At 69.5% G+C, this 17896-nt stretch carries 15 protein-coding genes; 7 read left to right on the plus strand and 8 right to left on the minus strand.

The genetic code is table 11. From position 1 onward, the window contains the following. The first annotated feature begins 81 nt into the window (after positions 1 to 81). Entirely contained in the window at positions 82 to 3174 is a 3093-nt protein-coding gene (locus OG205_RS21030) for a S8 family peptidase (protein ID WP_330277939.1), read from the plus strand. On the opposite strand, the gene hemQ is transcribed toward OG205_RS21030, so the two are convergent. From hemQ to hemE, 3 genes are read right to left on the minus strand one after another with little or no spacing between them, the layout of a single operon-like run. Next, positions 3171 to 3863: a hydrogen peroxide-dependent heme synthase gene (gene hemQ / locus OG205_RS21035; protein ID WP_330277940.1), complete on the minus strand. Its 693-nt coding sequence runs from the start codon at positions 3861 to 3863 to the stop codon at positions 3171 to 3173. The genes OG205_RS21030 and hemQ overlap by 4 nt on opposite strands. A 23-nt stretch (positions 3864 to 3886) precedes the next feature. Further along, positions 3887 to 5314: a protoporphyrinogen oxidase gene (hemG, locus tag OG205_RS21040; RefSeq protein WP_330277941.1), complete on the minus strand. Its 1428-nt coding sequence runs from the start codon at positions 5312 to 5314 to the stop codon at positions 3887 to 3889. Next, the gene (gene hemE / locus OG205_RS21045; RefSeq protein ID WP_330277942.1) at positions 5314 to 6348 is read right to left on the minus strand and encodes a uroporphyrinogen decarboxylase; all 1035 of its coding nucleotides are present in this window, start codon (positions 6346 to 6348) and stop codon (positions 5314 to 5316) included. Before hemE ends, hemG begins: the two co-directional genes overlap by 1 nt. A gap of 72 nt (positions 6349 to 6420) precedes the next feature. Here hemE and OG205_RS21050 point away from each other — a divergent pair, with 72 nt between their 5' ends. After that, on the plus strand, positions 6421 to 6969 hold the full coding sequence (locus tag OG205_RS21050; RefSeq protein ID WP_330277943.1) for a DUF3000 domain-containing protein: 549 nt from the start codon (positions 6421 to 6423) through the stop codon (positions 6967 to 6969). 3 nt (positions 6970 to 6972) lie between these two features. On the opposite strand, the gene OG205_RS21055 is transcribed toward OG205_RS21050, so the two are convergent. Further along, a complete protein-coding gene (locus OG205_RS21055) occupies positions 6973 to 8115 on the minus strand; it encodes a dipeptidase (RefSeq protein WP_330277944.1) in 1143 nt (380 codons plus the stop codon). Positions 8116 to 8370: 255 nt separating this feature from the next. On the opposite strand from OG205_RS21055, the gene OG205_RS21060 reads away from it, so the two are divergent. Next, on the plus strand, positions 8371 to 9087 hold the full coding sequence (locus tag OG205_RS21060; protein ID WP_015099292.1) for a response regulator: 717 nt from the start codon (positions 8371 to 8373) through the stop codon (positions 9085 to 9087). Positions 9088 to 9157: 70 nt separating this feature from the next. Next, entirely contained in the window at positions 9158 to 10450 is a 1293-nt protein-coding gene (locus tag OG205_RS21065; protein WP_330277945.1) for a ribonuclease D, read from the plus strand. A 33-nt stretch (positions 10451 to 10483) separates the two neighbouring features. Here OG205_RS21065 and OG205_RS21070 read toward each other — a convergent pair whose 3' ends face one another. Next, the gene (locus tag OG205_RS21070; protein ID WP_330277946.1) at positions 10484 to 11128 is read right to left on the minus strand and encodes an O-methyltransferase; all 645 of its coding nucleotides are present in this window, start codon (positions 11126 to 11128) and stop codon (positions 10484 to 10486) included. A 70-nt stretch (positions 11129 to 11198) separates the two neighbouring features. Between OG205_RS21070 and OG205_RS21075 the strand changes: the two genes are divergently transcribed. The 3 genes from OG205_RS21075 (at position 11199) to OG205_RS21085 (ending at position 15772) form a co-directional block, all read left to right on the plus strand. Next, positions 11199 to 11798, plus strand: coding sequence for a TetR/AcrR family transcriptional regulator (locus OG205_RS21075; RefSeq protein WP_330277947.1), 600 nt, complete (start codon positions 11199 to 11201; stop codon positions 11796 to 11798). A 93-nt stretch (positions 11799 to 11891) separates the two neighbouring features. After that, positions 11892 to 12386, plus strand: a complete 495-nt coding sequence (locus OG205_RS21080) for a GNAT family N-acetyltransferase (RefSeq protein WP_330277948.1) — start codon at positions 11892 to 11894, stop codon at positions 12384 to 12386. 212 nt (positions 12387 to 12598) lie between these two features. After that, positions 12599 to 15772, plus strand: coding sequence for a S8 family serine peptidase (locus tag OG205_RS21085; protein ID WP_330277949.1), 3174 nt, complete (start codon positions 12599 to 12601; stop codon positions 15770 to 15772). Between the two features lie 45 nt (positions 15773 to 15817). Here OG205_RS21085 and OG205_RS21090 read toward each other — a convergent pair whose 3' ends face one another. The 3 genes from OG205_RS21090 to OG205_RS21100 all read right to left on the minus strand — a co-directional run bounded on the left by OG205_RS21090 (position 15818) and on the right by OG205_RS21100 (position 17877). Further along, complete coding sequence (locus OG205_RS21090; protein ID WP_330277950.1) at positions 15818 to 16561, minus strand: hypothetical protein; 744 nt, start codon at positions 16559 to 16561, stop codon at positions 15818 to 15820. After that, on the minus strand, positions 16558 to 17064 hold the full coding sequence (locus OG205_RS21095) for an RNA polymerase sigma factor (RefSeq protein ID WP_319981611.1): 507 nt from the start codon (positions 17062 to 17064) through the stop codon (positions 16558 to 16560). The genes OG205_RS21090 and OG205_RS21095 overlap by 4 nt, the downstream gene beginning before the upstream one ends. Positions 17065 to 17229: 165 nt before the next feature. Beyond that, positions 17230 to 17877, minus strand: a complete 648-nt coding sequence (locus OG205_RS21100) for a MerR family transcriptional regulator (protein ID WP_330277951.1) — start codon at positions 17875 to 17877, stop codon at positions 17230 to 17232. Between the last annotated feature and the right edge of the window lie 19 nt (positions 17878 to 17896).

Here is a 17896-nt window from a genome sequence, read left to right on the forward strand (position 1 = left end):
ATTGCCTTCGCTTTGCCGCAGGAGGCCTTCCGGCCTGCGCGGACCACAGCGCGCAGAAATTCGAACCATGAGGGGATTCGAATGCGCGGAAAATCGAAAGTGCTGGGCGCCGTCACGGCGCTCGCCCTGACAGCGGCCTCCGTGGCGACGGCCACGGCCGCACCACCGGACGACCACGCCCCGCGTCCCGGCCAGACCACCGACGAGGTCACCCTCGTCACCGGCGACAAGGTCCTGCTGGGGCACGACGGGCAGGTCGTCGCGATCCAGCCCGGCGAGGGCCGCAAGAACATGACCTTCAAGACCGCCCGCACGGCCGACGGCCACACCGTGGTGGTGCCGAAGGACGCCTTCGAGCCCCTGGCGGCGGGCCGGCTCGACCGCAGACTCTTCGACGTCACCACGTTGCTGGAGTTCGGCTACCGCGACCGCATGCCGTTGATCGTGGACGGCCACGCCAGAGTCGGCGCCAGGTCCTCCAGCGACTGGTCGGCACTCAAGTCGGAGGCCACGACCGGCGACAAGATCTGGCTCGACGGCATCCGCAAGCCGAGCCTCGACCGCAGCGTCGCCCAGATCGGCGCGCCGGCCGCCCACCAGAAGGGCATCACCGGCAAGGGGATCAAGGTCGCGATCGTCGACACGGGCGTCGACGAGAAGCACCCCGACCTCGCGGGTCAGCAGATCGCGGAGAAGAACTTCACGACCGACCCCGACAACACCGACAACGTCGGACACGGCACGCACGTCGGGTCGACCGTCGCGAGCCACGACTCGAAGTACGGCGGCGTCGCACCGGGTGCGCAGCTGATCGACGCGAAGGTCTGCGTCGAGTTCGGCTGCCAGGAGTCCTGGATCCTCGACGGCATGCGCTGGGCGGCGGAGCAGGGCGCCCAGGTCGTCAACATGAGCCTCGGCGGCGGCGACACCCCCGAGGTCGACCCGCTGGAGCAGGCCGTCAACGACCTGACGGCCCAGTACGGCACGTTGTTCGTCATCGCGGCGGGCAACTCGGGTTCGCCGGGGTCGGTGAGCTCCCCCAGCACGGCCGAGGCCGCGCTGTCGGTGGGTGCCGTCGACCGCGACGACAAGATCGCCCCGTTCTCCAGCAAAGGCCCTCGCGTTGGAGACAGCGGGCTCAAGCCCGAGGTGACCGCTCCTGGCGTCGACATCGTCGCCGCCAAGGCCGGTTCCGCGGACCACTTCGCGGCCAGCGGCACGTCGATGGCGACGCCGCACGTCGCGGGCGCCGCGGCACTGCTGCGCCAGCAACACCCCGAGTGGACGCCCGCACAGCTCAAGTCGGTGCTCGCGACCACGGCCAAGCCCACCGAGGGCGTCAGCGCGTTCGACCAGGGCGCCGGGCGCATCGACGTGGCCAAGGCGATCGGCCAGGTGCTGACCGCCGACGTCGTCGCGGTGAACCTCGGCCTGCACGAGTGGCCGCACGCCGACGACAAGCCGGTGACCAAGCCGATCACCTACACCAACCCGACGGACGCGGCGATCACGCTCGACCTCGCGTTCAAGGGCAGCGCTCCGGCGGGCATGTTCACGCTGGGCGCCTCGAAGCTGACCGTGCCGGCCAAGGGCACCGCGTCGGTCAACGTCACCGGTGACACGCGCGTCGGCACCAAGGACGCCGCGTACTCGGGCGAGATCGTCGCGACGTCCGGCACGCACACGGTCCGCACGCTCGTCGGCATCGACCGCGAGGTCGAGAGCTACACGCTCACGATCGACATGATCGGCCGCGACGGGCAGGATCCGGGTGACTCGTTCACGTTCCTGGTCGGCTTGGACAACAACGTGGTCAAGGCGCTCTCCGGCGCCGGGGACCTGAAGATTCGTCTCCCCAAGGGCACCTACTACCTCGACACGAGCCTGCCCAACGGCGAGCGCGGCATGGACCTGCTCTTCCAGCCGGACGTGAAGCTGACCGGCGACCTGACGATCACGCAGGACGCCCGCCTGGCCCAGCCGGTGTCGGTGAAGGCGCCGGAGGAGACCGGTGACTTCACCCTGGGTCTGATCGCCTTCCGCCGCTCGGTGGGCGGACAGGACCGGTTGGGGGGCACGCTGGTGATGTTCGGCGGCTTTGAGGGCGTCGCGATCGCCCAGGCCGGCGGACCGCTGCCGCCCAGCGACCTGTCCTCGCTCGCGATGCTGCAGGCCAACACCACGGCCGATCCGCACACGTTCTACCGGCTCGCCTACCCGGTTCCCGGCGGCTTCCCCGTCGGCCTGAACAAGGCGCCGGCCAAGAAGGACCTGGCCAGGGTCGAGTCCACGATCGGTGGCCTCAAGCCGGACAGCCAGGCGCAGAAGGGCGAACTGCCGGTGACCACGCTCGGGGTGAGCAGCGGCACCGCGCTCTACCCGGTGGCCGTGGGCGCCACTGCGGTCGACTACGTGACGACCGAGGACGTTCGCTGGCAGTCCGCGGTCGCGACGCGGCACGCCAACGGCGCGCAGGAACGCATCACTTCGGGGACGCGCACGTACGCGGCGGGCAGGACCTACCGGGAACGCGAAGTCCGGCCGGTGTTCTCGCCGGGGCTGCCCGAGTCGCCGTACGGGTTCGTCGAGCGGTACGGCTCGCAGTTGAACGTCAGCCCGCCGATGGTGAGCGACGGCACGCACGGCGACGGCAGGTCCACTGTGGACAGCGCCAGGACCGCGTTGTACCGCAACGGAGTACTGATCGGCGAGACCGACACCCCCGGTGGCTACTTCTCGAACGTACCGCTGCCGCAGGCCGACTTCCGCGCCGAGATGAGCATCGACCGGAGCTCGCAGTTCGAGTTCAGCACCAAGGTGTCCGCCGTGTGGACCTTCAAGTCCAAGGGCACCGAGGGCAAGATCGACGCGCCGCCGCTGTCGGTGGTGCGCTTCGAACCGAAGCTCGACGACAACGGCGCGGTGCCCGCGGGCACGTTGCAGCGCATCGGTTTGCTCACCCAGACGCAGGGTGACACGGGCAAGGTGCGCATCACCGGCGTCGAGTACTCGCACGACGACGGCAAGTCGTGGCGCCGTGCGGGCGTGGTCGGCAACAGCGCGTTGGTCTACAACCCGGCGAACGCGCAGTGGACTTCGTTGAAGGCCACTGCGACGGACGCCAAGGGCGGCACCGTTGAGCTGACGGTGATCCGGGCTTACAAGGTTTCCTAGGGCAGGTTGAGAACCAGCTCGGCGACCGGGACGCGGGTGCCCGTGTAGAAGGGGATTTCCTCTCGCACGTGCAGCCGCGCCTCGGTGCCGCGCAGGTGCCGCATGAGGTCGACGATGCGGTGCAGCTCGTCGGCTTCGAACGCGAGCAGCCACTCGTAGTCGCCGAGAGCGAACGACGCGACGGTGTTCGCGCGCACGTCCGGGTAGTCGCGGGCTTCCTTGCCGTGGTCTGCCAGCATCTTGCGGCGGTCCTCCTCCGGCAGCAGGTACCACTCGTAGGACCGCACGAACGGGTAGACGCAGATGTACTTGCGCGCCTCTTCACCCGCGAGGAACGCGGGGATGTGGCTGCGGTTGAACTCCGCGGGACGGTGCAGGGCGACCTGCGACCAGACCGGTGTGGAGACCTTGCCGAGCGGGGTGCGGCGGAAGCCCGTGTAGGCGGCCTGCACCTGCTCGATCTCCTCGGCGTGCCACCAGATCATGAAGTCCGCGTCGGCGCGCAGACCGGCCACGTCGTAGACGCCGCGCACGACGACACCCTTGCCCTCCAACGCGTCCAGGTAGTTCTGGGTCTCGCTGGCAGCAGCCGAACGGTCGTCCGGAAGCTTGCCGGGTTCGACCCGGAACACCGACCACATCGTGTAGCGGATGGTGTCGTTGAGCTCGTTGTAGTTCAGGCGCGCCATAGGTCCATCTTGGCACGGGCCTCTCAGCGCCGAACGCGGCCCAGCAGGTGTGCTGCGACACGGGCGGCGGCCGAGTCGGCGGTCGCGATGCAGGCCGGCACACCCACGCCGTGCAGGGTGGCGCCCGCCACGGCGAGGCCCGGCACGTCGGCGATCCCGCGTTCGATGGTGTCCACCAGGTCGACGTGACCGACGCCGTACTGCGGCAGCCCGCCGCCCCAGCGCTGGACCACGTAGTCGATGGGCGCGGCCTTGATTCCCGTCAGCTCCCGCAGGTCGTTGCGCACGGCCTTGACCAGGTCGGCGTCGCTGCGCTGCAGGAGCGCCGTCTCGCCGTGCCGCCCGACCGAGCCGCGCAGGATGACCGGTTCGCCGTAGTGCGCCCACTTGCGGCTGGAGAACGTGAAGGCCTTGGCGGTGAACGGGGTGATGCGGTCGGAGTACCGCTCCCCCTCCGCGATCAGGACGCCGGAGCGCTGCGGCAGTTCGGTGCCCGGCGGCAACGCGAGCGCGACCACGGCCATCGAGGCGACCTCGACCTTGCCGTACGCGGCGGACACCTGCGGCGCGATCTCGTGCAGCAGCTTGCGCGCGGACGGGGCCGGGACCGCGAGCACGACGCCGTCGCACTCCAGGTACTGCGGGGTCGCGGCCGAGCCGATCTCCAGTCGCCAGCCGGCGCCGAGCCACGACAGGACCCTGACCGGCAGGCCGAGCCTGATCTCGGGCTTCGCGACCTCGGCGAGCCTGTCGACGAGCGACGAGACGCCGTTGCTCAGGGACGCGAACACCGGCGGTCGTGCGGAGCGGGCCTGGGGTGGGGCGGGCATCATCGTCGCGGCGGCCGCGAGCAGCGAGCCGACGCCCTTGTCCAGCAGCGTCGCGATCTGCGGCATCGTGGCGCGCAGGCCCAGCTCGTCCGCGCGGCCCGCGTAGACGCCGCCCAGCAGCGGACTGACGAGGCGGTCTGCGACCTCGGGGCCGAACCGCTCCTTCATCAGCGTGCCGACGGCGACGTCGCCGCCCCTGAGCTCGATCGGCGGCAGCGTCGGTTCCATCTCGACGCGCAGCGCGCCCTCGGACGACAGCATGTGCCGCACTGTCTCGACGCTGGCCGGGACGCCCATGAACGTGTGCGCCGGCAGTTGGTGCGTGCGCCCGGCCGCGTGAACGCTCGCCTTCGCGGCCGTCGGGTGCACGACGTGATCGGCGAGGCCGACCTCGTTGATCAGCTCCTGCGCCTCGGGCTTGCGGTGCAGGAACGCCTCGGCGCCCACGTCGAACCGCACACCCGCGAGCTCGGTCGTGCGCAGCTTGCCGCCGAGCCGGTCGGACTGCTCGATCACCGTGATCCTGGCCTGCGGGCCGAGCAGCATCCGCAACCGGTGCGCGGCGGCCAGGCCGGAGATGCCTCCCCCGACGACTGCGACGTGCGGCGCTCTTCCGTGCATTACAAGCTGTGGATCAGTTCGACGGTCCGGGTGATGATCTCCGGATCGGTGTCGGGCAGCACGCCGTGGCCGAGGTTGAAGATGTGGCCCGCGGCGGCCTTGCCCTCGGCGTGGATGCGGCGCACCTCGCGTTCGACGGCCTCGAAGCCCGCGAAGAACAGCGCCGGGTCGAGGTTGCCCTGCACGACCGGCTTCGGCAGCTCGGGGTTCGCCTGCTGGAGCCGCCGCACGGCGACGTCCAGGGGAATCCGCCAGTCGACGCCGACGACGTCCGCGCCGGCCTCGCGCATCGCGGGCAGCAGTTCGCCGGTACCGACGCCGAAGTGGATGCGCGGCACCGTCGTGATCGTCTCCAGGACGCGCTTCGAGTGCGGCAGAACGAACTCGCGGTAGTCGCGCTCGGACAGCGCGCCCGCCCACGAGTCGAACAGCTGGACCGCCTGGACACCCGCGTCGAGCTGGGCGTGCAGGAACGCCGTCGTGACGTCGGCGATCTTGGCGAGCAGCGCGTGCCACAGTTCGGGGTTGCCGTGCATGAGCGCCTTCGTGCGCTCGTGGTTCTTGCTCGGTCCGCCCTCGACCAGGTAGGAGGCCAGCGTGAACGGCGCTCCCGCGAACCCGATCAGAGCGACTTCCTGCGGGAGTTCCTTGAGCAGCAACCCGATCGCGTCCGCGACCGGCTGGACCTGCTCGGCGTGCAGCTCGGGAAGAGCCTTGACGTCTTCGAGCGTCCTGACCGGGTTCGCGACCACGGGACCGGTACCCGCGACGATGTCGAGGTCGACACCGGCGGCCTTGAGCGGCACGACGATGTCGGAGAAGAGGATCGCGGCGTCGACACCGTGCCGCCGGACGGGCTGCATGGTGATCTCGCAGACCATCTCCGGGTCCATGCACGCCTCGAGCATGACGGTGCCCTGGCGGAGCGCCCGGTACTCGGGCAACGACCGTCCCGCCTGCCTCATGAACCAGACAGGGGTGTGCGACGGGGTGCCGCCACTTGCGGCCACGAGGAGGGGAACTTGTGCGCTCATATCTCTTTCATGGTCCCACGTCCCGGCGTGCCGCCATCACTCGGCCGGATTGCGAGGCATACAGTCAGTTGTGTGACCGAGCCGGAAATCTTCCGCCGGGCGGTGGGGACGCTCAAGTCGGTTCGCCACAGGCCCGAGATCGAACTCACCGAAGTTCGCCCACCGCAGCGGCTCGCTCCGTGGGCGTACGCGCTGACGGCTGAGGTCACCGGCCCGTCGGACGAACTGTCGACCGGAAGGCTCGTGCTGCTGCACGATCCGGACGGCGACGAGGCGTGGGGCGGTGTCCTGCGCGTCGTGGCGTACGTGCGCGTCGAACTGGACCACGAGCTCGCGTCGGATCCCCTGCTGCCCGAGGTCGGGTGGTCGTGGCTGACCGAGGCGCTGGAGCAGTCCGAGGCCGGGTTCACCGCCCTGGGCGGGACCGTCACGCAGACGTCGTCGGCCCGGTTCGGCGACATCGCCGGCCCCGCGCGCACCGATGACCTGGAGCTGCGTGCGTCGTGGACCGCGCTCGACGGGGAACTCGCCGAGCACGGCACCGCGTTCTACGAGCTGATGGCGACGGCCGTGGGGCTGCCGCCGGTCGGCGTCACCATGTTCGGCCAGCGCCAGCCCTGAGACTCAGTCGGCGTCCCGCAGGACTCGCAGGACGTTCGCGCCCGCGAGCTTGACGCAGTCGTCCTCGGACCAGCCCTTGTCGAGCAGCGCGCCGAAGAGGTTCGGGTAGGTGGAGACGTCCTCCAGGCCCTGCGGCAGCGCCTGGACGCCGTCGTAGTCGCCGCCCAGTCCGAGGTGGTCGACTCCGACGACCTCACGGGCGTGCTCGAGGTGCAGGACGACGTCGTCGAGCGTGGCGATCGGCTTCGGGTGCTCGACGATCCACTTCTCGCCGAACGCCTTGCGCTCCCCCATGTCGGCGTGGTTCGCGCCGGCGGCCGTCATGGCCGCACGAAGGGCTGCGTCCCATTCAGCGACACGGGGTGAGACGAAGTCCGGCACGAATGTGATCATGGCCACACCGCCATTTGCCTTCAACTTGATCAGCACGTCGTCCGGAATGTTGCGCGGGTGGTCCGCAACCCGGCGGCACGACGAGTGACTGAAGATGACGGGCTTGACGCTCGTCTCGAGCGCGGCGTGCATCGTGCTGGGCGCGACGTGGCTCAGGTCGACGAGCATGCCGATCCGGTTCATCTCGCGCACGACGTCGCGGCCGAACTCCGTCAGCCCGCCGTGTTCTGGCTGGTCAGTGGCACTGTCGGCCCACGGGGTGTTGTCGTTGTGGGTCAGTGTCATGTACCGGACGCCCAGGCGGCGCAACGCGCGCAGAACACCGAGTGAAGAGTTGATGGAATGTCCGCCCTCGGCCCCGATGAGGGAGGCGACACGCCCGGAGGCGAAGACTTTTTCAGCTTCGGCGGCCGTGGTCGCGAGGCCCAGGTGTTCGGAGTACCGCCCGGCCAGCTCGTAGACCAGTTCGACCTGCTCCAGCACGGCGGTCACCGCTCCGTCACCCGCCAGCCTGCCGGGAATCCAGACGGACCAGAACTGCATCCCCAGGCCGCCCTCGCGCATTTTCACGATGTCCGTGTGCAGGCTGGGATGACGTTCCGTGAGATCGATCTTCGCGGCGGTCGTGTAGACGTCCTCGCCCGTTCCGTCGCCGAACTCGCGCAGAGCCCACGGCAGGTCGTTGTGGCCGTCGACGAGGGGTGCGCGCTGCAGCAACGCCCGCGCTCGTTCGAGACCAGAACTGCTAGGCACAACCAACTCCAAGATGTCGTTCTGAGAGGGGCTCGCGTTACACCCCCTATCTAGTTGTCATCCAATCGTGTGACACATGGGGCCATCTGTCACAACTCAATAGGGATAGATACCCGATTGATCGTCCCGTAGACCCGCATGGGCGGCTACGCTGCCCCAGACGACACCACTTTCGGTCGATCAGTGGCGCGGCTGATTGGACGAAAGTCTCCGGTGCCGGTCGGGGGGCACGACCGACTCCAGGGAGGTAGTGACGTGGCTGCCGTCGGCTTAGGTCAGGCCGTTCGTACCACGCCAGCCGGCTCGTTGCCGGCGAACATGGTCCCGCACCCGCGGGAAGAGCTTTTTTCAGTGCTGGTGGTCGACGACCACCCACTGCTGAGGGAGGCGATATCAGCCCGGCTCACACAAATGGGAGCCGGCACAGTTCATGAGGCCGCTTCGGTGGCGGAGGCTCGGGCGCGGGCACTCGCTACCGGACCATGCGACCTCGCGATCCTCGATCTGGGCTTGCCGGATGGCACCGGCATCGACCTGGTCACGGAACTCCGTGCTCAGGGCTGGCCCCGCATCGTGGTCCTCGCATCCTCCGACGACCCCTACGCGGTCAGGTCGGCCTTCCAGGCGGGCGCCCAGGCGTACCTCCTGAAGTCCGCCTCTCCGATGGTGGTCACCGACGGGGTGCGCAGGGTTCTCGATGGTGGCGTTTACGCAGATCCGAGCGTGGCACCAGTACTCGCAGCGGGTACTCGGGTGCCAGGCACGGACAACACGCCGCGGGAACTTTCCGCGCGTGAGGTCGAGGTGCTCCAGCTGGTCGCCGATGGCCAGAGCAACAAGGAAATCGGCGAGGCTCTGAGCTTGTCCGCGTTGACGGTGAAGTCTCACCTGTCGCGGATCGGCCGGAAGCTGGGCACAGGAGATCGCGCTCAGATGGTCGCGCTGGCCATGCGTGCCGGCGTGATCCGTTAGATACCGGTTTGAAGCACTGAACCGGCCGAGAACACCTGTGAGTGGTGCGATCGTCGTAGGGTCATCCGCTGTGGATGTACCCGCCGACGAGCCAACCGCACCAACCGGACCAGATCCGGTACCGCTGACGGAACCTGCTGATGGGGTCCCGCCCGTGGTCGCCGATCAAGCTGCGCTCCGGCGAGCCGCTGACGCGCTCGCCGGGGCGAAGGGCCCGGTCGCGGTGGACACCGAGCGAGCCTCGGGCTACCGCTACTCACAGCGTGCCTATCTGGTGCAACTGCGCCGGGAAGGCGCCGGCACATGGTTGGTCGATCCGATCGCCCTAGGCGGACGGCTCGATCCACTGGTGCAGGCGTTGGATGGCACTGAGTGGGTGTTGCACGCGGCGTCTCAGGACCTGCCGTGCCTCGCCGAACTCGGGCTGCGACCCGGCGTGCTGTTCGACACCGAGCTGGCGGGCAGGCTGGCTGGGTTCGACCGTGTCGCACTGGGCACGCTGGTGGAACGGCTACTCGGTTTTAGGCTCGAGAAGGGGCACGGCGCGGCCGACTGGTCGCGCCGGCCCCTTCCTGCCGACTGGCTGACGTATGCCGCTCTCGACGTGGAGCTGCTCGTGCAGCTGCGCGACGTTCTCGAAACAGAGCTGGAGCGCCAGGGCAAACTCGCCTGGGCGCTCGAAGAGTTCGAGGCGGTGCGGATGGCGCCTTTGCCGCGTCCCCGTACCGACCCCTGGCGGCGCACGTCAGGTATCCACCGCGTGCGCAACCAGAGGCAACTGGCCCTCGTGCGTGCGCTGTGGGAAGCCCGCGACACCGTGGCCCGCGACCGCGACATAGCCCCAGGCCGAGTCCTCCCGGACTCAGCTCTCATGGAGGCAGCCGCCCGCAACCCGGCCAATGAGGCCGAACTGCTCGCTCTCCCGGTCTTCCGCGGCCGATCCCAGCGCCGCATGTCCAGCGTCTGGATGAACGCCCTGCGCAAGGCGGGCGCGTTGGCCAAGTCGGAGCTCCCGGAACCCGCGGGCCAGCACGACGGCCCACCGCCGCCCAACCGCTGGGCGGACAAGGACCCGGACGCCGCAGCCCGCCTGGCCGCGACCCGTGCGGCACTGGCGACCATCGCCGAGGCCAACACCCTCCCGGTGGAGAACCTGCTGCTGCCCGACCTGGTGCGCCGCACCTGCTGGCAACCGCCGGCCGACCTCTCCCCCGAATCCGTGGCCACCGTGCTGCGCGACGGAGGGGCCAGGTCGTGGCAGATCGACCTCACGCTGGAAGCCCTCACGAAGGCCCTGGCGGCGACGGCACCTCCGCCCGCACCTCCGGCTCCTCCAGCACCTGCTCCTGAACCCGCTAACTGATATCCGATATATCAGCTGCCGTGCGTGGTCAGATCACGCACGGCAGCTGATCTCCATGCCGTCCTCGACCGGAAACGCGACGCTGACGTACCCGTTGGCCGGTTCGCGCACGTAGGCGAGGTAGTCGGCCATCGACTCCTGGTCGATGTCGTCGGCGACGACGAGCGCTCCGGGCGCGAGCCGGGACTCCAGATCCCGCAGCACCGGCAGGCAGAGCTCCTTCCAGCCGTCGAGCAGCACCAGCCCGATCGGTCCCTTGAGATCGGCCAGCGTGCGGCGGGCATCGCCCGGCAGGATCGTCGCGACCCCACCCAGCCCGGCCTCGTCGAGGTTCTTCCGCGCGGTGGCGACCTTCGCCTCCGACATCTCGGTCCCGTACACGTGCCCCTTGCCGTTGTCGGCGACCGCCGCCGCCAGGTAGAGCGTCGAGATGCCGAACGACGTGCCGAACTCGACGACGGTGTCCGGCCGGCTCGCCCGCACCAGCCCGTAGAGAAGATCTCCCCCGCGTGCGGAGATCGGCATGTAGACGCCCTCCAACGCGTCAGCACGTTCCTGCGCGCTGGCCGACCCCAGGTCACCCCAGGCCGGCCCGTCGTGGTCGTCGTCAGACGCCGCGGCACCGAAGAGCCGGTCAAGAACCGAATGAACCCGAGGCTCATGCAATGTGATGGTCATGGCCGCCAGAGTAGACGCAACGTTGCGTCTAGACTAGCCCTGACTAAGGTACGGCTCCTGGAGGTGGCCGATGGAGAGCAGTACCGCGCACCGCGGAAACCGGCACGGACGCAGCGAAGAGGCCAGGCAGGCAGTCCTGGAGGCGGCCGACGACCTGCTGGCCGAACGCGGCTTCGCCGGCGTGACCATGGAGGGCATAGCCGCACGGGCAGGCGTCGCGAAACAGACGATCTACCGCTGGTGGCCGACCAAGGTCGACGTGCTGCTCGAAGCCTTCACCGAGGACATGGCCGACCACCTGACCCCGCACGACCACGGCGACCTGGGCACCGACCTGCGCACCCACCTGGCGAACGTGGCCGAGTTCCTCACCGACTCAGACCCAGGCGCCGTCTTCCGCGCCCTCACAGGCCAGGCCCAGCACGACCCACAACTGGCGACCAGACTCCGCGACGACCACCTGAGCCACCAGCGCGCCCGCGACCGCCTCCCCCTGGACCGCGCGATCGAACGCGGCGAACTCCCCGCCGACCTCGACGTCGACGCGGCCCTGGACCACCTGGTCGGCCCCGTCTACTACCGCGTCCTGGTCACCGGCTCACCCGTCCCGCGCACGTTCACCGACGACCTCGTCGCCGCCTTCCTGCACCGCCACCACCGCCCCAGCTGATATATCGGCCAAGCCGCACCCTCCTGACCTGCCGCTTAGCAATGACTCGTTGGACTTCGACCGCAAAAGACTCGTTGCAAAGGGCACTTCACGTTGATCAGCACAGCCCGCCTCGACCTGCTGCCGCTACGACCCGAGCACGCCGCCGAGATGGCGGAGGTGCTGTCGCACCCGAACCTGCACACCTTCATCGGCGGCACCCCGCTCTCCCCGGAAGCGCTCCTCGCCCGCTACGAACGCCTGGCCGAGGGCTCCCCCGACCCAGCCGTGCGATGGCTGAACTGGGTGATCCGGCTCCGCGACGAAGACCGCCTCACGGGCACCGTCCAAGCAACGATCACCCTCGCCGACCACACCGCCGAGATCGCGTGGGTCGTCGGCACCTCGTGGCAGGGCCGCGGCATAGCCCGCGAAGCAGCCCAGGGCCTCGTCACCTGGCTCCGCACCCAGCCGGTACACACCGTGATCGCGCACATCCATCCCAGCCACCACGCCTCAGCCGCCGTCGCCACCTCCGCCGGCCTCACCGCCACCGACGAGGTCCACGACGGCGAGGCCCGCTGGCTGCTCCACCTCCCCTTGCAATGACTCGTTTGCGGACGAAGTCAAATGGGTCATTGCTAAGCGGCAGGTCACGATCGCCCTGAACTGATATATCGACCGATGTATCAGTGGGTCGCGGGCTCGCCGAGTCTCCGGGCGAGTTGTCCGGAGTGTTGACAGTTGCCGTTGCGAAATATCGAGGCCGGGTGACGGACATATGCCGCCGAGGAGTTGTCCGTCCCTAGGAGAGGCCTCCGTTGAAACCTCATCTCCCCCTCGCCATGGCCGGCCTCGTGCTGGCCACGGCGCTGAGCGGTGCCACCCCCGCCGCCGCGACCACGGCCGCCACCACGAGTACCCCGGCATCGGACCGGCAGCAGTGGATCACCCTCATCACGGGTGACCAGGTGCTGACCGACGACAAGGGCAAGCCCCAGCAGTTCAAGGCCGCGCCGGGCCGCGAGCACATCATGGTCTCCACGAGAGAGGACGGCACGCACCTCTACGCCGTGCCCGCCGACGTGGAGCCGATGATCACCGAGGGCCGGTTGGACCGGCGCCTGTTCGACCTCGCGCTGCTGAGCAGGCCCGAGTACACCAAGCGCAAGGGTCTCGGCGTGCTCGTGTCGGCGGGGTCCGGGCTGCAGAGTGCGCGCTCGTTCAGCCGCATCGGCGTGGACGCCGTCACGGTGACCGCCGAGTCCGCGCCGGACGTGTGGAAGTCGTTGGCGAACGGCCGCGCAGCAAAGACCACCATCTGGCTGGACGCGGTGCGCAAGGCCGCGCTCGACCGCAGCACCGCCCAGATCGGGGCTCCGCAGGCGTGGCAGGCCGGGTTCGACGGCAAGGGCGTGAAGATCGCCGTGCTGGACACCGGTGTCGACAACACGCATCCGGACCTCGCCACGCAGGAGGTCGCGGAGAAGAACTTCTCCGACTCCCCCGACAATCAGGACCGCGTCGGCCACGGCACGCACGTCGCGTCGATCGCCGCCGGCACCGGGGCGAAGTCGGGCGGGAAGTTCAAGGGCGTGGCGCCCGGCGCGCGCATCCTCGACGGCAAGGTGCTCGGTGATGACGGGTCCGGCTACGAGTCCGGGATCCTCGCGGGCATCGAGTGGGCGGTCGAGCAGCAGGCGGACGTCGTCAACATGAGTCTCGGCGGCGAGGACGGCCCGTTGCTGGACCCGATGGAGATCCTGATCAACAGGCTCTCGCAGGAGACCGGCACGCTGTTCGTGATCGCGTCGGGCAACTACGGCCCGAACTCCGTCGGCTCCCCCGGCAGCGCGGACGCGGCGCTCACCGTCGGTGCCGTGGATCGCGACGACAAGCTCGCGAGCTTCTCCAGCACCGGTCCGCGCGAGGGTGACGGCGCGATCAAGCCGGACATCACCGCGCCTGGTGTCGGCATCGGCGCCGCGGCGGCGGGCAGGCTCGGCGAGACCATGCCCAAGCCCGCCGAGGGCTACATCTCGCTGAACGGCACGTCGATGGCGACCCCGCACGTCGCGGGCGCGGCGGCGATCCTGGCCCAGGTGCACCCCGACTGGCGCGGCGACCAGATCAAGGCCGCGCTGATGGCGTCGGCGAGGCCCGGCGCGCACGACCCGTTCGAGCAGGGTGCCGGACGCGCGGACGTCGCCAAGGCGATCAAGCAGACCGTCTCGTCCGGTTCGGTCTCCTTCGGCACGGCGTTGTGGCCGCACCACGACGACGTCCTGATGACGCGAGATGTCTTCTACCGCAACGAAGGCGACCAGCCGGTCACCCTCACGCTGAAGGTCGACACGGCCGCGCCGCAAGGCTTCTTCACGCTCAAGGACTCCACTGTGACCGTGCCCGCGCACGGCACTGCCACCACCACGCTGACCGCCGACACCAAGGTCGGTGGTGACGCGTCCGGCACGTTCAGCGCGTACATCAACGCGAGTGGCGGCGGCCAGTCCGTGGTGACCCCTGCGGCTGTGACGCGCGAAGCCGAGCGCTACACCGTCACGGTCAAGGCGATCGGCAGCGACGGCAAGCCCGCCGCGGACTGGCGCGCGGAACTGCAGGGCGTCACCGGGGACGCGCAGGGCGACTACGTCGGTCTCGGCACCGGGCTCGAGTCGCTGCGCGTGCCGAAGGGCCGCTACCTGCTCACCGGCCGCCAGTGGGTCTCACCGGACCAGCCGAACGCGGAGTACAACTGGTTCAACGGCACGAACATCGAGGTCGGCGCCGACACCACGATCACGCTCGACGCCCGCCAGGCCAAGCCCGTCGACATCGGGTGGCCGGGCAACCCGGCCGAGCGCCACTCGTACATCAGGGTCGGCCACAAGATGCCGTCGATGGAGTACGGATTCGGCCTGCTGGGCCTGCCGCTCAGCGTCCTCAACACGGCGCACGTCGGTCCGGAGGGCAAGGCCGGCGAGATGAACGAACTGGTCGTCGCCTCCTACACCGGCGCCGACCGGGAGGAGTTCCACCTCGCCGACCAGTCCACGACGCTCACGAAGTTCTGGACGGGCTACGGCAAGCAGCTGAAGTCCAAGGACCTCGTGACCATCGAGGCCTCGGCAGGCGCCACCGTCGAGGGCCGCACCGGCTATCTGTTCGCCAGCGCCGCGCTCGGTGACAGCCCGCTGTTCGGCGTCGCCTTCGGATACGCCCTGCCGCACGCCAGGAAGATGTACCTCTACTCCCCCAAGCACACCTGGGGCTTCCGCTTCGAGCAGGACAACGCCGACGGCACCGAGGCGTACTGGAACGCCGAGGACGAGCAGTTCAAGCCGGGCCGCACCTACCGCAAGACGTTCAACACCGGCGTCTTCGGTCCGGCGCTCACCACCGAACGCCGCGTCGGCCTGTACCGCGACGGGGACGTCCTCTACGGCAGCCTGCCGTTCTTCGCCGACGGGCAGGGCCGCTCCGGCGGGTCGGTCGTCGAGTCGGGGTCGACGGTGCTGAAGCTCGGCGGCAAGGTGGTCGACTCGACCGACCGGCCGCTCGACCTGGAGACGTTCTTCTCCCTGCCGCCGGCTCCCGGCCGCTACGAGCTGACCACCACGGCGACCCGTTCGGGCGTCGCGGCGATCAGCACCTCGGTCACGACGACGTGGGGATTCGACTCGGCCACGACCTCGGGTGTCACGCAGGTGCCGTTGTCGATGGTCCGCTTCACGCCGGACCTCGGCCTCGACGGAACCCTGCCCGCGCACCGGTTCCAGCGGATCCCGCTGACGGTGCAGGGCAAGGCGAGGTCGCTGACCGCGCAGGTGTCCTACGACAAGGGCGCCACCTGGCAGCGGACGCTGGTCTTCGGCGACTCGATGTTCGTGCTCAACCCGGCCAGGGGTGGAAGCGTCTCGCTGCGGGCCACCGCTGTGGGCAAGGGCGGTGACTCGGTCACCCAGACCGTGATCAACGCCTACCTGACGAAGTAACGGCGAATCGGCGATGCGCCCACACCGGGCGCATCGCCGATTTCGTCAGCGCTTCGGGAACGCCTCGTCGTAGACCGCGCGCAGCTCGGGCTCGTCGAGTCCGCTGTAGCCGCACCCCATCACCTGAAGGTCGCTCGCAGCGACGAGGTACCTGCGGCCGATCTCGGGCTCGAACCCGGCCAGCACCGGCGAGTTGGTGGTGTTCCGCACCTCGACGAGGTCGGCCTCACCGGTCCAGGCCCTGTGAACCTGCAACGTCACGACATTGCCCTCGATCCGCAGGACGGTGGCCTCGAACGCCATCTGCGCGCGTTCCTGGAGAACCGCCGCCTCCGGCTTGCGGCACCGGACCTCCGGGTCCACCGGCGCTTCCGTGAGCACGGCGACGGTGGTCTTGCGGCCGTCGGACGACGTGGTGGTCGGCGGCGGCGTTGGCGACGTGCTGGTGCCGGGCCGCGGCTGACCGCTGGTCGTGGGCCGCCCGCCGCTGTTGTCGGGCAGTCCCGAACCGTTCTCCAGACCAGGCTGGGTCGAGGTCGGCAACGCGACGTCCGGGCCCGGCGCCTGCCCGGAACCACCGCTGCTCGCCACGAGCACCCCGGCGACCACCGCGATCACCGCCGCGGCACCGACGAGCACCGGCAGCCTTCGCGAGGAGATCCGCGGTGCGACGGGACCGTCGAGCGCGGCCCCTGCCACCAGCCGCCGCGCCTCGTCGTCGGGCAGCGGGCGCAACGAGGCCGCCGGATCGGTGCGGCGCATCCGGTCGCGCAGGTCGTCGTCCGTCATGGCCGCTCTCCTTCCGCCTGCTCGTCCAGCAGGGATTTCAACTTCCGGCGTGCCCGGTGCAGGCGAATGCTGACCGCATTGGCGCTCATCCCGACGACCTGTGCGATCTCGGCGGGCCCGAGTTCCTCCCACGCCCAGAGCCGCATCAGCTCGGCGTCCGCGGCGGACAACCGCGCGAGTGCCCTGGCCAGCCCAGGATCCGGGTCGTCACGGGCCGGCGCGTGCTCCGGCGGTCTGGCGAGCTGCCAGATCCGCACGAGCAACCGGTCCTGCCTGCGCCGCGTCCGTTCCGCGTTGGCGAGACAGTTGCGCGCGACGGCGTACGCCCAGGCCAGCGGCTCGGCCGGCATCTCGGCGCGGCGCCGCCAGGCCACCAGCAACGTCTCGGACAGCACGTCGTCCGCGGTCGCGGCATCGGTCCGCCGCGCCAGGTACCGGCGCAGCGGCTCGATCAGCTCCTGCGCGACGGCCTCGAAACCCGTCTGGCGCGGTTCCACGTCCACCTGCTCCACCCCGGGTCATGTCCGGCAGGACGCCCGCTCTTTCACCCCGCGACCACATTCCCTCCAGGCCTTTGCAACGAGTCTTTTGCGGACGAAGTCCAAAGAGTCATTGCTAAGGCGCAGGTGGGAGGCGCGCCGAACTGATATATCGGCCGATATATCAGTTCAGGACGCGGGGTCGCCGGGTCCGTCGCCGATCACGTCGCGCGACACCTGGACGTGTGCGAGCCGCCGGACGGCCTTGAGCACGGCATCGCCGATGAGGGTGCCGACGACCATCGCCTCGATGACGTCGTCGCGGGACCTCTGCTTCGCGACGTAGGCGACGTCTGCCTGCGCGATGATCTTCAACCCCTCCAGGTAGGGGTCGAGCAGGTCGCGGAACTGGCCGTGGCCGACGGAGCGCGCCACGGTCAGGGCCGCGGCGAGCATGTGGGTCACGTTGCTCTCGGTGACGTCGACGCACTCGGTCTCGCCCTGTCGCGCGAAGAAGGCTTGGACGTCCTCGATCGCGAGCGGGTCGAGCTCGACCGCGCTCGGCTGGCTGATGGCCTCCTGCACGGCGCCGAGCTTGTTGTGCAGCGACTCGTCGCGGGTGTCGATGGCGGCGAGGACCTCGCGCACCGACGCGATGGAGAGGCCGCCGACGTCCACGAGGGCCCGCACCAGCCGGAGTCTGCGCAGGTGCTCCTCGTCGTAGTGGGCCTGGTTGGGGCTGGTCAGCACGCCGGCGGGCAGCAGTCCCTCGCGCAGGTAGTACTTGATCGTCGGCACCGCGACGCCGCTTCTCTTGGAAAGCTCGCCAACACGCATATGGATAGTGTAGCTTCCG

The sequence above is a fragment of the Lentzea sp. NBC_00516 genome, assembly GCF_036346835.1.
GTDB lineage: Bacteria > Actinomycetota > Actinomycetes > Mycobacteriales > Pseudonocardiaceae > Lentzea > Lentzea sokolovensis.

Coding starts and splice junctions, on each gene's coding strand:
- hemE (WP_330277942.1), bottom strand. CDS start 6,348: ATGAGCGCACAAGTTCCCCTCCTCGTGGCCGCAAGTGGCGGCACCCCG.
- hemG (WP_330277941.1), bottom strand. CDS start 5,314: ATGCACGGAAGAGCGCCGCACGTCGCAGTCGTCGGGGGAGGCATCTCC.
- OG205_RS21100 (WP_330277951.1), bottom strand. CDS start 17,877: ATGCGTGTTGGCGAGCTTTCCAAGAGAAGCGGCGTCGCGGTGCCGACG.
- OG205_RS21030 (WP_330277939.1), top strand. CDS start 82: ATGCGCGGAAAATCGAAAGTGCTGGGCGCCGTCACGGCGCTCGCCCTG.
- OG205_RS21090 (WP_330277950.1), bottom strand. CDS start 16,561: ATGACGGACGACGACCTGCGCGACCGGATGCGCCGCACCGATCCGGCG.
- OG205_RS21070 (WP_330277946.1), bottom strand. CDS start 11,128: ATGACCATCACATTGCATGAGCCTCGGGTTCATTCGGTTCTTGACCGG.
- hemQ (WP_330277940.1), bottom strand. CDS start 3,863: ATGGCGCGCCTGAACTACAACGAGCTCAACGACACCATCCGCTACACG.
- OG205_RS21075 (WP_330277947.1), top strand. CDS start 11,199: ATGGAGAGCAGTACCGCGCACCGCGGAAACCGGCACGGACGCAGCGAA.